Annotated in this window: 18 protein-coding genes, 1 tRNA gene and 2 pseudogenes; 14 read left to right on the top strand and 7 right to left on the bottom strand. The window is 33.7% G+C overall.

Annotated elements, in window-relative coordinates; translation table 11 throughout:
- The 9 genes and pseudogenes from ispH (at position 1) to dapA (ending at position 6,414) form a co-directional block, all read left to right on the top strand.
- Complete coding sequence (ispH, locus tag ABWU56_RS00170; protein WP_139686676.1) at positions 1-927, top strand: 4-hydroxy-3-methylbut-2-enyl diphosphate reductase; 927 nt, start codon at positions 1-3, stop codon at positions 925-927.
- Positions 928-1,197: 270 nt separating this feature from the next.
- The gene (locus ABWU56_RS00165) at positions 1,198-2,637 is read left to right on the top strand and encodes a hypothetical protein (protein ID WP_353281534.1); all 1,440 of its coding nucleotides are present in this window, start codon (positions 1,198-1,200) and stop codon (positions 2,635-2,637) included.
- A gap of 4 nt (positions 2,638-2,641) precedes the next feature.
- On the top strand, positions 2,642-3,250 hold the full coding sequence (locus tag ABWU56_RS00160) for a hypothetical protein (RefSeq protein ID WP_010406999.1): 609 nt from the start codon (positions 2,642-2,644) through the stop codon (positions 3,248-3,250).
- A pseudogene (locus ABWU56_RS00155) lies at positions 3,247-3,864 on the top strand (hypothetical protein); the annotation flags it as partial. The gene ABWU56_RS00160 and the pseudogene ABWU56_RS00155, both read left to right, overlap by 4 nt.
- Before the next feature lie 58 nt (positions 3,865-3,922).
- A protein-coding gene (locus ABWU56_RS00150) for an IS5 family transposase (RefSeq protein ID WP_353281091.1) occupies positions 3,923-4,686 on the top strand; the annotation gives its coding sequence in 2 pieces (ribosomal slippage) (positions 3,923-4,277 and positions 4,277-4,686; 765 coding nt in all).
- Between the two features lie 17 nt (positions 4,687-4,703).
- Positions 4,704-4,886, top strand: a pseudogene (locus tag ABWU56_RS00145) (hypothetical protein); the annotation flags it as partial.
- Between the two features lie 12 nt (positions 4,887-4,898).
- Positions 4,899-4,972, top strand: a tRNA-Arg gene (locus tag ABWU56_RS00140).
- A gap of 68 nt (positions 4,973-5,040) precedes the next feature.
- Complete coding sequence (ssb, locus tag ABWU56_RS00135) at positions 5,041-5,523, top strand: single-stranded DNA-binding protein (RefSeq protein WP_006014313.1); 483 nt, start codon at positions 5,041-5,043, stop codon at positions 5,521-5,523.
- 9 nt (positions 5,524-5,532) lie between these two features.
- Positions 5,533-6,414 (top strand): 4-hydroxy-tetrahydrodipicolinate synthase, encoded by an 882-nt coding sequence (dapA, locus tag ABWU56_RS00130; protein ID WP_353281533.1) that lies wholly within the window; start codon positions 5,533-5,535, stop codon positions 6,412-6,414.
- A gap of 127 nt (positions 6,415-6,541) precedes the next feature.
- Here dapA and ABWU56_RS00125 read toward each other — a convergent pair whose 3' ends face one another.
- Complete coding sequence (locus ABWU56_RS00125) at positions 6,542-7,519, bottom strand: quinone oxidoreductase family protein (protein WP_265041853.1); 978 nt, start codon at positions 7,517-7,519, stop codon at positions 6,542-6,544.
- 281 nt (positions 7,520-7,800) lie between these two features.
- Here ABWU56_RS00125 and ABWU56_RS00120 point away from each other — a divergent pair, with 281 nt between their 5' ends.
- Entirely contained in the window at positions 7,801-8,331 is a 531-nt protein-coding gene (locus ABWU56_RS00120; RefSeq protein ID WP_353281531.1) for a hypothetical protein, read from the top strand.
- Between the two features lie 44 nt (positions 8,332-8,375).
- Here the strand turns inward: ABWU56_RS00120 and ABWU56_RS00115 are convergent, their stop codons facing one another.
- The 3 genes from ABWU56_RS00115 to ABWU56_RS00105 all read right to left on the bottom strand — a co-directional run bounded on the left by ABWU56_RS00115 (position 8,376) and on the right by ABWU56_RS00105 (position 11,024).
- Positions 8,376-8,912 (bottom strand): cytochrome c oxidase assembly protein, encoded by a 537-nt coding sequence (locus tag ABWU56_RS00115; RefSeq protein ID WP_353281529.1) that lies wholly within the window; start codon positions 8,910-8,912, stop codon positions 8,376-8,378.
- A complete protein-coding gene (locus ABWU56_RS00110) occupies positions 8,913-9,635 on the bottom strand; it encodes a Bax inhibitor-1/YccA family protein (protein WP_007302228.1) in 723 nt (240 codons plus the stop codon).
- Positions 9,636-9,836: 201 nt separating this feature from the next.
- The gene (locus ABWU56_RS00105) at positions 9,837-11,024 is read right to left on the bottom strand and encodes a cysteine desulfurase family protein (RefSeq protein WP_353281528.1); all 1,188 of its coding nucleotides are present in this window, start codon (positions 11,022-11,024) and stop codon (positions 9,837-9,839) included.
- Between the two features lie 134 nt (positions 11,025-11,158).
- On the opposite strand from ABWU56_RS00105, the gene ABWU56_RS00100 reads away from it, so the two are divergent.
- Both ABWU56_RS00100 and ABWU56_RS00095 read left to right on the top strand, forming a co-directional pair.
- Positions 11,159-11,857 (top strand): alpha/beta hydrolase, encoded by a 699-nt coding sequence (locus ABWU56_RS00100; RefSeq protein WP_010407025.1) that lies wholly within the window; start codon positions 11,159-11,161, stop codon positions 11,855-11,857.
- On the top strand, positions 11,850-12,074 hold the full coding sequence (locus ABWU56_RS00095) for a hypothetical protein (protein ID WP_006014264.1): 225 nt from the start codon (positions 11,850-11,852) through the stop codon (positions 12,072-12,074). The genes ABWU56_RS00100 and ABWU56_RS00095 overlap by 8 nt, the downstream gene beginning before the upstream one ends.
- A 29-nt stretch (positions 12,075-12,103) precedes the next feature.
- On the opposite strand, the gene ABWU56_RS00090 is transcribed toward ABWU56_RS00095, so the two are convergent.
- Both ABWU56_RS00090 and ABWU56_RS00085 read right to left on the bottom strand, forming a co-directional pair.
- Entirely contained in the window at positions 12,104-12,778 is a 675-nt protein-coding gene (locus tag ABWU56_RS00090; protein WP_353281526.1) for an ABC transporter ATP-binding protein, read from the bottom strand.
- 26 nt (positions 12,779-12,804) lie between these two features.
- A complete protein-coding gene (locus ABWU56_RS00085) occupies positions 12,805-13,227 on the bottom strand; it encodes a HesB/IscA family protein (protein WP_264336433.1) in 423 nt (140 codons plus the stop codon).
- A gap of 47 nt (positions 13,228-13,274) precedes the next feature.
- Between ABWU56_RS00085 and ABWU56_RS00080 the strand changes: the two genes are divergently transcribed.
- The gene (locus ABWU56_RS00080; protein WP_353281524.1) at positions 13,275-14,456 is read left to right on the top strand and encodes a deoxyguanosinetriphosphate triphosphohydrolase; all 1,182 of its coding nucleotides are present in this window, start codon (positions 13,275-13,277) and stop codon (positions 14,454-14,456) included.
- Positions 14,456-15,634, top strand: a complete 1,179-nt coding sequence (gene ribD / locus ABWU56_RS00075; RefSeq protein WP_353281523.1) for a bifunctional diaminohydroxyphosphoribosylaminopyrimidine deaminase/5-amino-6-(5-phosphoribosylamino)uracil reductase RibD — start codon at positions 14,456-14,458, stop codon at positions 15,632-15,634. Before ABWU56_RS00080 ends, ribD begins: the two co-directional genes overlap by 1 nt.
- A gap of 57 nt (positions 15,635-15,691) precedes the next feature.
- Here ribD and ABWU56_RS00070 read toward each other — a convergent pair whose 3' ends face one another.
- Complete coding sequence (locus ABWU56_RS00070; RefSeq protein WP_353281521.1) at positions 15,692-16,417, bottom strand: hypothetical protein; 726 nt, start codon at positions 16,415-16,417, stop codon at positions 15,692-15,694.

Here is a 16,417-nt window from a genome sequence, read left to right as displayed (position 1 = left end):
ATGGAGATTATCTTAGCTGAACCACGCGGTTTCTGTGCAGGGGTTAAAAGAGCTGTAGACATATTAGCAATCACTTTAGAGAAATACAAAAATGAACGCCAAGTTTATGTACTACACGAAATCGTTCATAATAAGTATATAGTAGAGGACTTCAAGAAACAAGGAGTGGTTTTTGTAAGCAGCATAGAAGACATTAAAGACAATAGAGGAATATTGATCTTTAGCGCACATGGAGTGTCGAAAAGTATAGAGGATGAGGCAAAAAGAAAGGGTGTTCAAGTGATTGATGCAACATGTCCATTAGTTAGCAAAGTACATAAAGAGGCAAAAAGGTATGAGGATAGTGGTAAAGAATTAATTCTAATTGGACATGAAAATCATCCAGAAGTTAAAGGAATTATAGGAAGAGTAAGTAATCCTATATCTCTAGTGCAAACTATGCAAGACGTATACAATTTACAAATCAAAGATCCAGATAATTTATCTTATGTAACACAAACCACGTTAAGTATTGACGATACCAAAGAAATTATTGCTACACTGAAGCTCAGATTTCCAAGCATTACAGGCCCCGACTTAAAAGATATATGCTATGCAACACAAAATAGGCAGAACGCTGTTAAAAAATTGGCTAAAATTACAGACGTAGTGTTAATTGTAGGAAGCAAAAACAGTTCAAATTCAAACCGTTTATTAGACCTGTGCATTTCCACAGGAAAAAGAGCCTATTTGATTGATAATTATAAATGTATGAACAAAAATTGGTTGCAGGGCGCAGAAAAAATAGGAATTACTGCAGGTGCTTCTGCTCCTGATATATTAGTTGATGAGCTAGTAAATTACTTAAAAATAAATATGAATACAAAAGTTTCAGTCATGCCAGATGGATTCACTGAAAATGTTCAGTTCAAGTATACTAAATGGTAATGTGCAACAACGTGCGTCAAATCAAGTCTTTAGCTTAATTCAATTTTCAGTCTGTTGGAGAATAAAATATCAAGCTGAGATATAATTAATCCTCGTTTGTCAGGTTAAGTTGTGTCTAGCACAAATATAAAAAACCTTCATCATACAAAAGGGTTAATATTACTACTAATTTTATCAAAAACTTATAATATAAGTAATATTGTCATCTAATGTTTAATGAATTTCAATAAATTACCTTTTTAATTCTAGATGAGTATACACTTTGTTAATATGTTTGGGTCAAAACCCAAAAGTAAGTTTATGCTTTCTATAGGAAAAGAAGGCACAATGTTACTATATTTTAAAAATGATACTTTAAATAAAAGATATTTTGCTAAGGACAAAAATAATAAAGTTGTTTCTGACTTAATTTCATGTCTCTCATCAGATAAAAAAGCACCCTTATATCTGGTTCTCAATCACACTGATCAGAACTATTTGCTACAGTCTATCCCAAGAGTAAATAGGATTAGTGCTTATCTATCAGCAAAAACAAAAGTAGAGCATTTTGCTCATAATAACGATATAAATTCTATTCTCTTGGTCGAAAAGCCGAATAAATTTAATCAAAACTGGTGGTATCTATTTGTTTCATCAAAAGCAAATCATTTAATAGAATATTGGTTGGACGTGTTTGTTGAAATAGGCTCTAACTTTAAAGGAATATTAATGTTTCCTATAGAACTAGTCAGTATAGCAAAAAAGATTCTACACAAAGATCCTAGTAACTGGAAAATTATAGTTGCTGCAACTAAAACAGGTGGCTATAGACAAGTGGTTCTTAAAGAGAACAAAATGATATTTACACGTTTAATACCATTTACTAATGATAATTTACCAGGAATCATTGCTGGTGAAATATATCAGGAAGTGAAAAATACAATTCAATCTTTAACTAAGTTTGGATTTGAAAAAAATGACCCTATCGACCTTTGCATCATAGTATCAGAAGCTATTAAATCTAGTTTATCAGTTATAAATTTTTCAGAGAATAGTGTGAACATATTGACTCCATATGAGCTAGGTAAACTATTGGGAGCAGAATTAGCTATATGCGAAAAAGATAGCTTTTGTGATACTACAATTTTGTTCCATAGCTTTAAGAATAAGCCAACAGATGTTTTTAATACAAAAGAAACTAAAGAATTTTATCTATTCAATTACCTTTATTTAAACTCTCCTCGGATTTTTCTATACCTCCTTTTGACTTTAATTGTAATTAACACCTTTTGTTTGCAAAATTTGTATTCAAATTTTAATGTTGCTGATAATTTATCTGCAACGCAGAGTGCTTTAAATAACAAACTAATAAAACTTAGCCAAAGCTATAATGTAAAAAAGATAGATGAAGTTTACGATTTTATTAATATAAATAATATTTTATCAAAAATAGAGTACTCTCCTCTCACACAAGTTAAGTATGTAGAAAAGCTAAAAGTACCAGATGTAGAGCTTCAATTATTTGAGTGGAATTATAATGAGGCAAAAAGTTATATTACCACAACTTTAAGGTTTAATTTTCAATCTGGTAAAGACATTTCTTATCAATACGAGAAACTACAGAAAAATTTAAACGATAATTTCCGTACTCATGATATTAGTATTTCTAGCTTACCTACTACTAAAGAGAAAAATCTATCTATTGATGTTGAAATAGGAGAGGCAATGTAGATTGATGACTATCTCTCAACTAAAAAGAAAAGCTACAATTCAGTGCATATATTACTTATTGTTATCTATTGTATTAATAGGGTTATCAACGTGTTTTATTATCTATAACAAAAAGGTTTATAATAAAAATCAAACTGCAGCTGAGGAAATACGCTCTATTAATTTACAGATCATTGAAATTCAAAAGAAAGAAGTCGTTCTAAATAAAAACCTAGATTTATGGAAAAGAATTTCTTCTTCAAATTTACATAGTAGCAGATACATTACAAATTTAAATTTTGAGCTTAACAAGCTATATAAAAAACACTACATGTTAGAACCTGAAATATCAATTTCTATACCTGAAGAAGCTGAACTCCACAATAAAAGTGAACATACAAAAGTAATAAGAAGTGAAGTGGTTCTAAGTTTAAGCTCAATTAGCGATAAGCATATTTTTTTATTTCTACAGTCTATTCCAAATCTTCCTGGTTATGTTATGATCAGATCTCTTACCTTGAATAAGCAGAGAAATATAGATGCTAAAGTTATAAACCAGATTTTAAGTGGTAATATGATAGAGATAGTGAGAGCTAGTATAGTTTTTGATTGGTATACCATATTAAGTAGATGAATATAAAGTTGTTTTTTATTTTTACGCTGCTATTTTTTAATGTTAGTGCATATTGCAATTGCGAAGATCTTGTAGAAAATATAGGGATTTGTAAAAAATATTCTTGCCAACAGCATATTAGTAATGAAGATTTTATTGAGCATAAAATATTAGGGTTAAATAGTGAAAATTTATGTGTATATATAGAAAGACAAGGCAATGATGAAATGGTCTGTCATCATTCTAATGATGGAATGATTATAGAAAAGAAGTACTTAAAAAGTATTTTAAAAGTTGGAAATCAAGAAATAAATGACTTCATTGATATAGCAAATTTGCGTGCGAAGGAGTGTTTTTTTATCAACAATTATTATATAGATCGAGACGATATAATAAAAGAGGCAGCAGAGAGTACTTTATCGCAATATGGTAGCATAAAAAGCATTTTTTTTGATGAAGAGCAGGTTAATAGAATAGTTAGTGAGATGGAAAAGTTTAACTTACAGTCTTCAGGAGTTACAGAGGAAGAAAATTTCAATTGTAAAGTAGTCAGTTTAGATTCAATTTTATACTTTTCCCCCGATACATGGAAAATATGGGTAAATGGAAAGTTGTTTATAAATACTAAGAACCTGTCTTGAAAGGTAATGAAGAAAAGAGTATGATGAGGTAAGCAAAAAATAGGAGGGTAAGTTGTATCCAAGTGATATAAGTGACAAGGAATGGGAAATTTTAGAGCCCTATGTTGCACAAGGAGCGATAGGACGACCAAGAAAACATAACATAAGAACAATTATTAATGCAATAAGGTACATAATGAGGGGTGGTTGCCAGTGGAGAATGCTACCAAAAGATTTTCCTCCATGGAAAACGGTGTATGACTATTTTCTCAGGTGGCGTAATAATGGAAAATTGAAAAAAATACATGACATGCTAGTAAAAGAGGTAAGAAAAATGGTTGGCAAAAATGAAACACCTTCAGTAGGTATAATTGACAGTCAATCAGTGAAAACGACTCAAAAAGGGGATCAAGAGGATATGATGCCGGTAAAAAAATAAAGGGTAGAAAACGTCATATTATTGTAGATACACTAGGTCTTGTAATTACTGCAGAAGTACACAGCGCAAGCATTCAGGACCGTGATGGTGCTACCAATCTTTTTGTTCAAGCTAAATGCAAAGCTCCAACATTACGTAGGTTTTTTGCTGATCAAGGGTATAAAGGTAAATTACAAAATCGATGTTTGTTGGAAACTGGATGTTTGCTAACGATTACCAAGAAATTGGTTGATACAGGATTTCAAGTTATTCCTAAACGTTGGATTGTAGAACGAACCTTTGCCTGGCTTTCCAATTTTAGACGCATGAGCAAGGATTACGAACATTCTCCTCTTACTTCAAAAAACAATATCTTATTTAATATGATTACTTCTATGCTTACTAAATTAGCCAATTAACTCCTTTCAAGACAGGTTCTAAGGATTTAAAAGTGCACTCAGTAACTGAAAATTATGTAACTTTTTCATGGGCTGTAAACCAAAAGATAACAAAAGAACGGATAAGCAATTCTAAAAATGTACATTTTGGACATGGAGGTATTATGTTTACGCTTTATCCAGAACAAAAATTTGATTTAGATAGTTTATCTATTAAATAATCTAATACATCTGCGCTTGTAGCTCAGTTGGATAGAGCGTTGCCCTCCGGAGGCAAAGGTCGTGGGTTCGAATCCCTCCAAGCGCGTTTTTAATTAAATTTGACAATAATACTCTCACATAAGATAATAAAGAGATTTATTTTAAAGCATAATTATGTCTAGTGGTACTATAAATAAAGTCATATTAGTTGGTAATTTAGGAAAAGATCCTGAAATTAGGACTACACAAAATGGAAAAGAGATGGCAAGTTTTTCGATAGCCACATCTGAAAGTTGGACTGACAAATTTTCTGGTACGCGCTCTGAAAAGACAGAATGGCATAATATTGTAATTTTTAGTGAAGGATTAGTAAAAATTGTTAAGGATTTTGCGCGCAAAGGTAGTAAAGTTTACGTTGAAGGTTCTCTGAGAACTAGAAAATGGACTGACCAAAATGGTAGCGAAAGGTATACGACAGAGGTGGTGCTATATAACTTTAATAGTGCCCTTACCCTTTTAGATTCACGCAACAGTATGTCAAACTCTGATTACAAGCCAAGTGAATACAAACAAAATGAAACAGAACAAAAAGATAAACACGGAAGTTTTGACAACGATATAAAAGACGAACTAATCGATGATGAAATACCATTTTAATAACTTCAATTGAAATCTACATTTTTATGGACTGCTTGTGTTACTCCTTTTAATTGCAGTGGAGATAGTATAGATTACCAAAGCTTGCAGCGTTTACTAACAATGCAAGCTGAAGCTGAAAATGGTGTAGTGTTGCTAGGTAGCACAGGTGAAAGCTTATCACTTACTGATTCTGAAAAGCGCACATTAGTTGAATTTGTATGTGAGCTAAAATTAAATACGAAAATTATAATTGGTGTACCAGGAGTGAATCTATATCAGACTCTTGAATGGCTTGATTTTTGCAAGGGTATGCCTATTCATGGCTATCTAATGACAACTCCCATTTATGCAAAGCCTGGAATCATGGGGCAAACTTTATGGTTTGAAAAGCTGCTTGAAAAAGCACATGTGCCAGCCATGCTTTACAATATTCCATCAAGAGCAGGAGTGAGTCTTCACGCTGAAACTGTACGCAACTTATCCAGCCACGAAAAATTTTGGGCTATCAAAGATTCAAGTGGCACCGTTGATACTTTAACTCAGTATAAGAAAGTTGCACCAAATATTGAGGTCTTTTGCGGAGATGATAATATGATACCCGATATGGCTGCTAAGGGTGCGGCTGGTCTGGTTTCTGTTGCTGCCAATGTTTGGCCACGTGTAGTACATGAATATGTTAAGCAATGCATGAGTGGCGAGAACCCTCAGGCAGACAGTTGTCAACAAGCTTGCAAAACTCTATTTACTGCCAGCAATCCAATACCTACTAAAGCACTCTTGCATGACATTGGGCTTATAGAACACAAAACTGTTCGTCTACCACTAAGCACAGAAGACTTGCCTTCTATTGAAACATTGAGGCAAGCTAATAAAATGATTCTTGGATGGAAAGAATTGACTAATAGCTAAAGCTAGGAACACACATCATCAACTTCTACACCTGCATCAAATAAACTAACTTGTTATAAGAAAACTAACCATGTGAAATTCTTGTTGATATGACTTAATGAATAATTATTTTAGGTTACTAAGTTATTTAAGAAACTTTGATAATATTTAGCCCACTTATTTTTCTATTTTCCATGTCACGATGAGCCCCTATTATTTCATCAAATTTATATTTTTTATTAATTCGTACGATTAAAAGTTTTTTTCTTATCATCTCGAATATTTCCATTGCAGTAAGCACTAATGTAAATTTATCATGCTTATAGTGATATATCGAAGTTCCAGCTGCAAATAACGAACGCGAACTAAGTAAAGAGAAATTAATAGGAGCATTACCTGATATCTGCCCATAGGAAACATATATGCCAAACTTACCCAAAGATTCAAAAGAGAGCTTGCTTGTAGCGTAACCTATAGGGTCATACACTGCACCTACTCCTCTATTTTTCGTAATCTCCATGATTTTAGAAACGAAATCTTTATCATTGTAGTTTATTGCGTATGTGCAGCCATTTTGTAAAGCTATCTTCATTTTTTCGTCAGAGCTTATAGAACCTATCACTATACCTTTTTTATCCTTTGCCCATTGGCATATTATTTGCCCCAAACCACCATTAGCTCCATGAACTAGTACAAAAGCACCAGGCCTGATTTTATAAGATTGATTAACTAAATAGTGAGCTGTCATACCTTTAAACAATACTGCAGCAGCAACTTCATCAGGTATATCATTCGGAATTTTTATCAAATATTTCTGGTGTACAATGCGCTTTTCACAATATGCCCCTGGAAGAGCTGTGCAATATCCAACTCTATCTCCAACCTTAAGTCCATCACTAATTTTTTTACCAAGCTTTTCAACAACTCCTACTGCCTCTACTCCAAGTACTGATGGCAGATCTTTAATTTTGCGTGTACCTTTTCTGTGTTCTAAATCATAACGATTTAAGCCGATAGTTGTATGACGTATTAAGACTTCCTCATCTTTTGGCTCACCTATGCTCTTATCTACAAATTCTAATACTTCTGGCCCCCCAGTTTTTTTAATTTGTATAGCTCTAACCATGATAAATGTAAGACAAAAACTTTAATTATGTTATCTAGCAATTAATATTTTGCAAAATGTTATTTAGAGTTTATACACTACATAAGCGTATTGTTAATAGTTTTGAGGCACAAATTATGACAAACAGAGAAACTTGGCTTTATGGTGTTTTATTCAATGTGTTGTGTGAAGTGGATGAAGATGACGATTTAGATACCAATAATAAAAATAAAAGAAAGGTTAAAATGTAAAATGCAAAAATCAGATAAAAAAGGAGACTATTGTAAATATTTATATACTTCTTGGGAAAAAAAGGATTTGATATTAATCACAGATTTGACTTGAAAGATTATGATGGCTTTCCAATAGATAGTCTTTTTTCCATCGCCATTAACTATAAACCGTACACTTTAACAAATCTAGCGCAAGTTTTAATAAAAGCAGGAGCTAATGTGCAAAACGAAAAAGGATATTTACATACCTGTGTTTTGACCCATTCTCCGGACATATTAAAGGCTCTCATAAAAGCGGGAGTGAATGATAGCCCAGATGAAAACTACAATGGAAACACTGCTTTAGAGTGTGTTGCTGAATTATATTATAAGGATAAGTCAATTGAACGCAAAAATTGCTGTGAGATTCTAATTAAGCATACATTAGAAAAAAATCCCAACATAGAAATACCAGATTCTGTAAAAAATAATAAGGAGTTGGCTCAATGTTGGAATGCTTGTGAAGCAAATAATGAAGGATGGGAATTAGCAACAACGAACACTGAAACACAAGTAGTCAGTGTGCAAAAAGCAAATAAGAGCTCCTGCTCAATTCAATAGATGTATCGTACAACCTTGTTCGGATTACAATAGGAAAAGGTTTGTTATTTAAGCTTAAAAAACGTATATGATAGTGTTATTTCACTTAAATCTTTTGTACTATTGTCACGCATTATTTCAGGGTCTACGTAAAAGGATACGGGCATAGCCGCTTTTTGTTTTGGTAGCAGCATTTGCTCTTCAAAACAAAAGCATGCAACTTTATTGAAATATTTACCTGCTTTAAAAGGTGTGACATTATACACTGCCATTCCAAAAGAAGGATGATCAGATAAATTTTTTGCATAATAAAATACTAAACTTTGTTGCCCTATATTTGTATCGATGTAGTTAGTTTCTGATTTAAATTCCCAAGGCAGACCTGATATTATATCAGCATTAAGGTGAACCCTGATTTTTTGGTCAGTTGCATTCATTGTTGCATTAGTTACTTTTCTCGTTGTGCCACCATATCCAGTAGCTTTACAAAAGATGCTATACAACGGTACTGAAGCATATGCAAGACACAGCATCAATACCACTAAAGATATTAGGAGGAAAACTATAGAACTTTTATTGTTTCCCCTTAAAAAGGAAATCATCTAATCCTTATTGTTGAACAAGTTAAGTAACCTGAGTAAATTGAGGAATATATTGATGAAGTCAAAGTAAAGATTAGTTGCACCAAGTATTGCCAGCTTAGTAGTTGCAACTTCTGAGCCATCATTATATCTATAATAAACATCTTTGATTCTCTGAGCATCGTATGCGGTCATTAAAGTAAACACTATCACTGATACAAACGATATTGCAAAATAGAGAGGACTGCTTCCAAGAAACAGATTAACTATAGATGCAATGATTAACCCCCAGATTCCCATAATCAAAAAAGAACCCATGCTGGTAAGATCTTTTTTTGTAGTATTACCATATAAAGCCATAGAACCAAACATGATCGATGTAATGAAAAATGCTCTCGCTATATTTTCTGCAGTATAAATTATAAAAATATGAGATAAAGAAATTCCCATTAAAACTGAGAATAGAAAAAATACAGTAAGTGTTGACTGAGCACTTAGGTGTTGAAGCCTAAAAGACATATAAAACACCAATGCAACTGGAGATAGCATTACCACAAGCGATAGAACAGGATTGGAATAAATCACCTGGAAAAGACCAGAAAACACTGTTAAAAACGCAACAAGCCCTGTAACACCTAAAGCTAAAGCCATATAATTGTATACTTTAGTTAGGTAACTTCTGAGTCCAGCACTATAATAAACGCCCTGAGAGCGAATATCCTGTTCGTTTTTCATATAAGACATATGTAACTCCTTATTATCTCTTGATGATATATTATAATACAATACAGCGTTTTTATCAAGTATAAAATGACATACTACAATTGAATGGTGTGGTATGCAATTAGAGAATTTCTTCCATAACTATAAGTAAATCGGTTTTCAGCAGCATTTAACTATTATAACAACCTCTGGCAATAGAAATTACTTTCACGATTCCCTCTATCATGATTTAAGGGGAATGGTGAAAGTAGTTTTTGCATTTACTAAAGAATTCTTCTTATAGATACTATACCAACAATCCACTATTTTTTCTATGTCTCGCGGTTTAACCTCCGGACCTATACTGATTCTAATTGAACATTCTGCTTGCTCTTTTGTTGCTCCCATTGCAAGCAAAACATGAGAAGGCCCAACTTTTCCAGAAGAACATGCAGAACCATTGCTGACTGCAATATTATTTAAGTCAAAGCACATGAGCTGCAGATCATTCTTCACTCTCGGCATATAAATGAAACTTGTATTTGGCAATCTTTTAGAATTTCTGCCAAAGATCTTGATATCACTGACAAGACTTAATAACCCATACTCCAATTGATCACGCAGCTTCTCTACTTCATCCATCTTTGATAGAAGATCTGGAATGTTTTGCAATGCAGCAGAAAGACCTACTATTGCAATAATGTTTTCTGTACCACCACGCAATCCTTTTTCTTGCCCACCACCTATTATAGTAGGTTCTATTACAAGCTTTTTGTCAAATATTAAAACTCCACTACCTGCTATACCACCAAATTTGTGAGCAGATAAAGTAAGTAAATCCACTCCTAAATCTTCCATATTTACTTTGATTTTCCCAACACTTTGAGCAGCGTCAGTGTGACAGATTGCCCCGAATTTATGTGCCATTTTAGCTATTTCCTTAACAGGCTGGATAACTCCAGTTTCGTTATTAGCCATCATCACTGAAATTATTACTTTATTCCCTTCAAGTTCGCTTAGAATTTTCTCTAGCTCTAAAAAGTCAATAATACCCTCTTGATTAACGGGTATTATATGTGGATTACATGCAGAATTAAGAATTGAAGGATGCTCTATAGCTGAAATTACATGCAGATAGCCTTTCATTCCTCTCATGACGAGGTTGTTTGCTTCAGTTGCACCAGACGTAAAAACTATTTCTTTATCATCTGGAATGCTAAGAGCATCACGTACGTTATCTCTTACCTCTTTAAGAATCTTCCTCGCTTCTTGTCCTCTTTTATGCAGCGATGATGGATTTAGTGTTTGTTTCGACAAAATCTCAAGTATACTTTTTTTTACATTTTTACTCACTGGAGCAGTTGCATTATAATCAGCATACACGCAACTACTGTCTTCCAGAAAGAATAAACTCACAGGCTTATTTGTCACTTACCATCAACCAATTATGTATGTTAACTTTAACACGATAAAAATTTATTGCAAAAACAGGGAAATTAATACATAATTAATAAACAATTTACATTATCAACACCTGTCAAAACAGGTTTTTATTAGGAGTTATCATGGTAGAAGTCTTTTTAAATAATTCAACAAAAAAGATAGAAGGTAGATACCATCAAAGCAAAGATACCAATGCACCAGTTGTGCTAATTTTACATCATCACCCTCAATATGGTGGTAGTATGGATAGTAAGATTATACATACTATATATGAATCTTTTATCGATAATAACTTTTCTGCATTGACAATTAATTTTCGTGGTGTCGGAAAATCTACCGGAACTTTTGATAAGGGTATAGGAGAATTAACTGATGCTGCAGTAGCTATTGATTGGCTTCAGGAGCATAACTCTAACAATGTTCCAATTTGGATAGTTGGTTTTTCTTTTGGAGCATGGGTAGCTATGCAATTGACAATGCGCCGTCCAGAGATAGTAAGTTTTGTTGCCCTTTCTCTTCCAGCAACTAAGTACGATTTCTCTTTTCTCTCTCCTTGCCCAGTTCCTGGACTTATAATACAAAGTAATAATGATACAATTTCAGAAGAAAGCGATGTAACAGAATTAGCACAAAGGTTAATAAATTCGGTAAAAAATAACCATATGGAATACCATATAGTAGACGATACTAACCACTTTTTAAGGGATAAAGAAGAGGAAGTAGCTCAAATTATAGATAATTATATAAAACTACGCTTAAACAGTGCAGTCACTTCCTCCAAAAAAGTTAAAAAAGAGATAAGGGTAAAAGAATATGCCTAACTTTACAAATGAGAGAAATGAACGTATTAATATAAATAAAAAAAGTCTTGTTATGTTTAGGCAATTATTATTTCTCGTTTTAGCAATGTTTATGCTGTCAGGATGCTTTCTAAGTAAACAGCGTAAGTTAAAGAGTCCGTGTATAAAAAATAATGAAAGCATTTCATGCGAATTACACTCTGTTAATGACCATTGGTTAAATAAGTACAAGTTATAGGTAGCTTTGTATTGTACTGTTTCTTCCATTTACAGCTTTACTAATGATCGGTTTTTTAACTGAAAAATGTGATCTGCTTTTTCTGCAAGGATATAGTTGTGTGTTACTATAAGCATAGAGCTGTTATTTTCCTTTACATATGAATGTAACAGCAAAAATACATTCAAAGAATTTGTTGGGTCTAAATTTCCCGTTGGCTCATCTGCAAGTAAAAGCTTTGGAGAGTTTACAATGCTTCTTGCAATTGCAACCCTCTGCCTTTCTCCACCAGAAATTTCAGATACCATACTACTTGCTTTATTTTCCAGACCAAATTTTTCTAATATTGCTTGCGATTTTTTTTTTGCTTCAGCTTTGCTTTTTCCTGCAATGAGCTGAGGAAGCATAACGTTTTCCAACACTGATAACTCTTGTAATAAATAGTGAAATTGATAAACAAAGCTAAGAAAATTTCTTCTTACATGAGTTTTATGCTTATTACTGGCTTGCGTACAATTTACTCCATCTATTGTCACTACACCTAAAGTTGGCTTATCCAATAGGCCTGCAATTTGCAATATAGTTGTTTTTCCTGATCCTGAACTGCCGATCAATGCAACTACTTGCCCTCTTGTAAGACTCAGATTGATATCTTCTACAATAGCAGGACTTTTTTTGAAGCTCTTACTTACAGAAGCTAGCTCTAGTGTTACACCACCACCCATATTATAAAAAGATCCAGGAGGGAGAATTAGACCGAGAAACTGTTACCACAACCACATCGAGACTTAGCGAGAGCATTCTTGATTTGAAAACCAGAACCACTTAGATCTTCAGTATAATCTATAGTTGAGTTATTTAAAAATTTCGCTGAACAATTATCAACCATTAATACAGGGTTTCCATTCTCATCATTAATTACTATATCTTTACCTTTTTCACTAAAACTGGAGTGGCTTCTATAATCCTCGCTATCTTCGTCATCGTCAAAATCGTCATCCAAAGACATCTTCTTATTTATTTGATCCATAAGAAAATTATACTTGAAGCCAGAGCATCCACCACCTGAAACTGCAACCCGCAAAATAGAACTCTCATCTCCTTCCTGTTCTACAAGGGAGTGGATTTTCCTTAATGCATTGTCAGTTAAGCTAATATTGTAATCTGTTGACATAACAACCACCGTTCATTATTGATAACCTATTATAGTAGAAATTTTACATGTCAAACAATAATTTTCTATTAAGTTACGCGTGCTTTCCAAATAAAACAAAAGGAAGAAATTTCAAAGAGCCAGAAGACAAAAATCGCAGCTGCTTTCAGCGTGATAGGGACCGAATTATTCACTCTAATGCGTTTAGGAAACTAGGATACAAAACACAAGTTTTTATCAATTATGAGCATGACTACTATCGCACTCGGCTAACTCATAGCCTTGAAGTTGCACAAATTGCAAGATCCATCGCACGCAGGCTCAGATTAGATGAGGACATCACTGAATGCATAGCGCTTGCACATGACCTTGGTCATCCTCCATTTGGTCACACAGGTGAGAATGCTCTAGTTCAAGTTGATAAGGAGAAGTATGAGTTCGATCATAATGTTCAAGCTATAAGGATTTTAACTTATCTTGAACAAAAACATGCTGACTTTAATGGCATGAATCTAAGTTGGGAAGTGATTGAAGGTGTTGCAAAGCATAACGGTCCCTTGCTTGGTCAAAACGCGGAGTCTTCTACAAATAATCAGCTGTTATTAAAATATAATGAAAAATATGATCTAAAACTTGAGGAATTTTCAAGCATTGAAGCACAAGTTGCTTCAATTGCCGATGATATTGCTTACAGTGTTCACGATCTTGATGATGCACTCAGGGCAAATTTAGTAACCATCGAAGATTTGCTCGATGTTCCTTTAATTGGCAAAATGTTCAAAGAAGTAAAAAGCGAATATTCAGAATTGGCTCAAAGCAAACTCATACATGAATCACTGAGTAGAACTATAGGAATTATGATAAATGATGTCGTTTTTCAGACTGAAAGAAATATTAAAGACTACAAAATAAAAAGCGTAGAAGATGTAAGAGGTCTAAATACAATGCTAGTCACATTTTCACCAGAAATTGCAAATGCCACAAAAGAGATGAAAAAATTTAACATGGAAAAAATATACAGAAGTTATAAACTGGCCAGAACAATGAACAAAGCAAAACGTATAGTACAGGAGCTTTTTCAATGTTTTTATGAAAACCCAAGGTTATTACCCACAGAGTGGAACAAGCTTGCTTGTGAATCTCAGCGTTCAGTAATAATATGTGATTATATCTCAGGTATGACAGATAGATTTGCCATACACGAGCACAGAAGAATTTTTGATACCTCATACGAAATGACTTCTTTCTAATGACCGATGATTATTTCATGTCGATCGCATTAAAACTTGCAGAAAAAAGTCTTGGAAGTGTTGCACCAAACCCTGCTGTTGGGTGTGTCATTGTAAAAGACGGTATGTTAATTGGTGAAGGCTACACAGGAATCGGTGGGCGCCCACATGCAGAAGTAGTTGCTTTGCAAAATGCTCAAGACTTAACTCATGGTGCAACTATGTACGTCACTCTTGAGCCATGTTGCCACTTTGGAGTTACAGAACCTTGCACTACGGAAATCATAAGATCTGGAATAAAAATGGTGGTGATTGCAACAATTGATCCAGATAGTAGGGTTTCAGGTAGAGGGATAAAAGCTTTAGCAGATGCAGGAATTGAAGTAAAACAAGGGATTATGCAGAAAGAAGCAGAGAAACTAAATGTTGGCTTTTTTACCACTAAGAAACTCCATAGACCATTTATAGCTTGCAAAATCGCAACAACTCTTGACGGAAAAATCGCAACATTTACAGGTGATAGCAAATGGATAACAAGCGAAGATACAAGAAATTGGGTACATGAGCTCAGAGCAAAATACGATGCAATTATGATTGGCAGTAGTACCCTTATCAATGACGATCCACTCTTAACTTGCAGATTACCAGGACTCGAAGAAAGGTCGCCAATAAGGCTAATTATCGATAGCCAAGGGAAATTGAAGAAAGAGCATAATATTGCAAAGACTGCAGACAAAGTAATAACTTGGGTAATCACAAATAAGGAAGTAGAGAGAAAAATAAAAGACATTAATTATTTGATAGTTAATACACCTCCTGTCATCCCAGTGCCCAGACACTGGGATCCAAAAAACTTCAAGCAATTGCGTAGTGAAGACTGGTCACGCGCTGGAATGACATCAGAGCCTGACATTATCGATAAAGTCTGCCTCAAAGACATGGCATCAAAACTTGTTTCAGAAATTGGTATAACAAGGTTATTAGTTGAAGGTGGAGGAATATTAATTACAGAGCTATTAAAGCATAATTTGATTGATAGATTAATAATCTGTCGCAGTGGTAAAATTTTAGGCAATGATGCCACTCCTTTTATAGGAGATCTAGGGATTCAATTCATTAACAACTGTTATCAGTTTAAAAAAACAAAGATAATAGAGTTTGATGAGGATGTAGTTGAGGTGTGGGATAGATTACCGTAACTCTTCTCAAATGAAAAAAAAGAGGCAGAACCACCTCTACCTCTTCTTTCATTAACTTTAAACTTTTTTAGCGTTTGATATAGCATTTTCTAATGCAACATCTGCTAAGTTAGTTGCTACTTTACCTTTTAAAGCTTCCAAAGCTTCATTACTCACCGCAACTTTTAATGACTTACCATCACCCATACCTAACTCTTCTTTCATGCCATTAGTCTGATCTTTATCACCTACGCTAGTTAATTGTACTTTATGATTATCGTCAGCAACAGCAACGTGTTTAAATTTAACTTCAACTGATTTATTTTTTAGCAACACATTCAGAGTTACTTCATCACCAACATTTTTACCATTTGTTAATGCTTCATAATCATCTTTTGAAAGTTTCAGATGTAATTGCTTAACATCCTGCTGATTTTCGCCTTTAGTTGTTTCTTCAACAACTTCACCACTCTTTACCATATCACCAAGAAGAACAGAGAAATCTGCATCTTTACCATCTTTACCATCTTTACCATCTTTACCATTCACTCCTATTTCTTCATTCTTATGCATTTGCTGATATGAAGCACAAGCTGCTGCGGCAAAATATACAGCGGCAATAAATAGAGCTGCAATTCCAGCAGGGCTAGCAATAAGTGCTAAAGACGCAGGTCCAGCAATTACTTTAGTAGCAATTAATATTGCTGTTATTGCTCCTGCTAAAGATGCAGCTGCAACTAAACATTCAATACCCATTTTTGTTATATGTACTGTGTTTTTTAGTTTCCGTATATTTGCAGTCAT

Source organism: Wolbachia endosymbiont (group B) of Horisme vitalbata, assembly GCF_964028625.1.
Lineage (GTDB): Bacteria > Pseudomonadota > Alphaproteobacteria > Rickettsiales > Anaplasmataceae > Wolbachia.
Note: the sequence above shows the minus strand (reverse complement) of the source record. Positions and strands in the feature narration are given on the sequence as shown.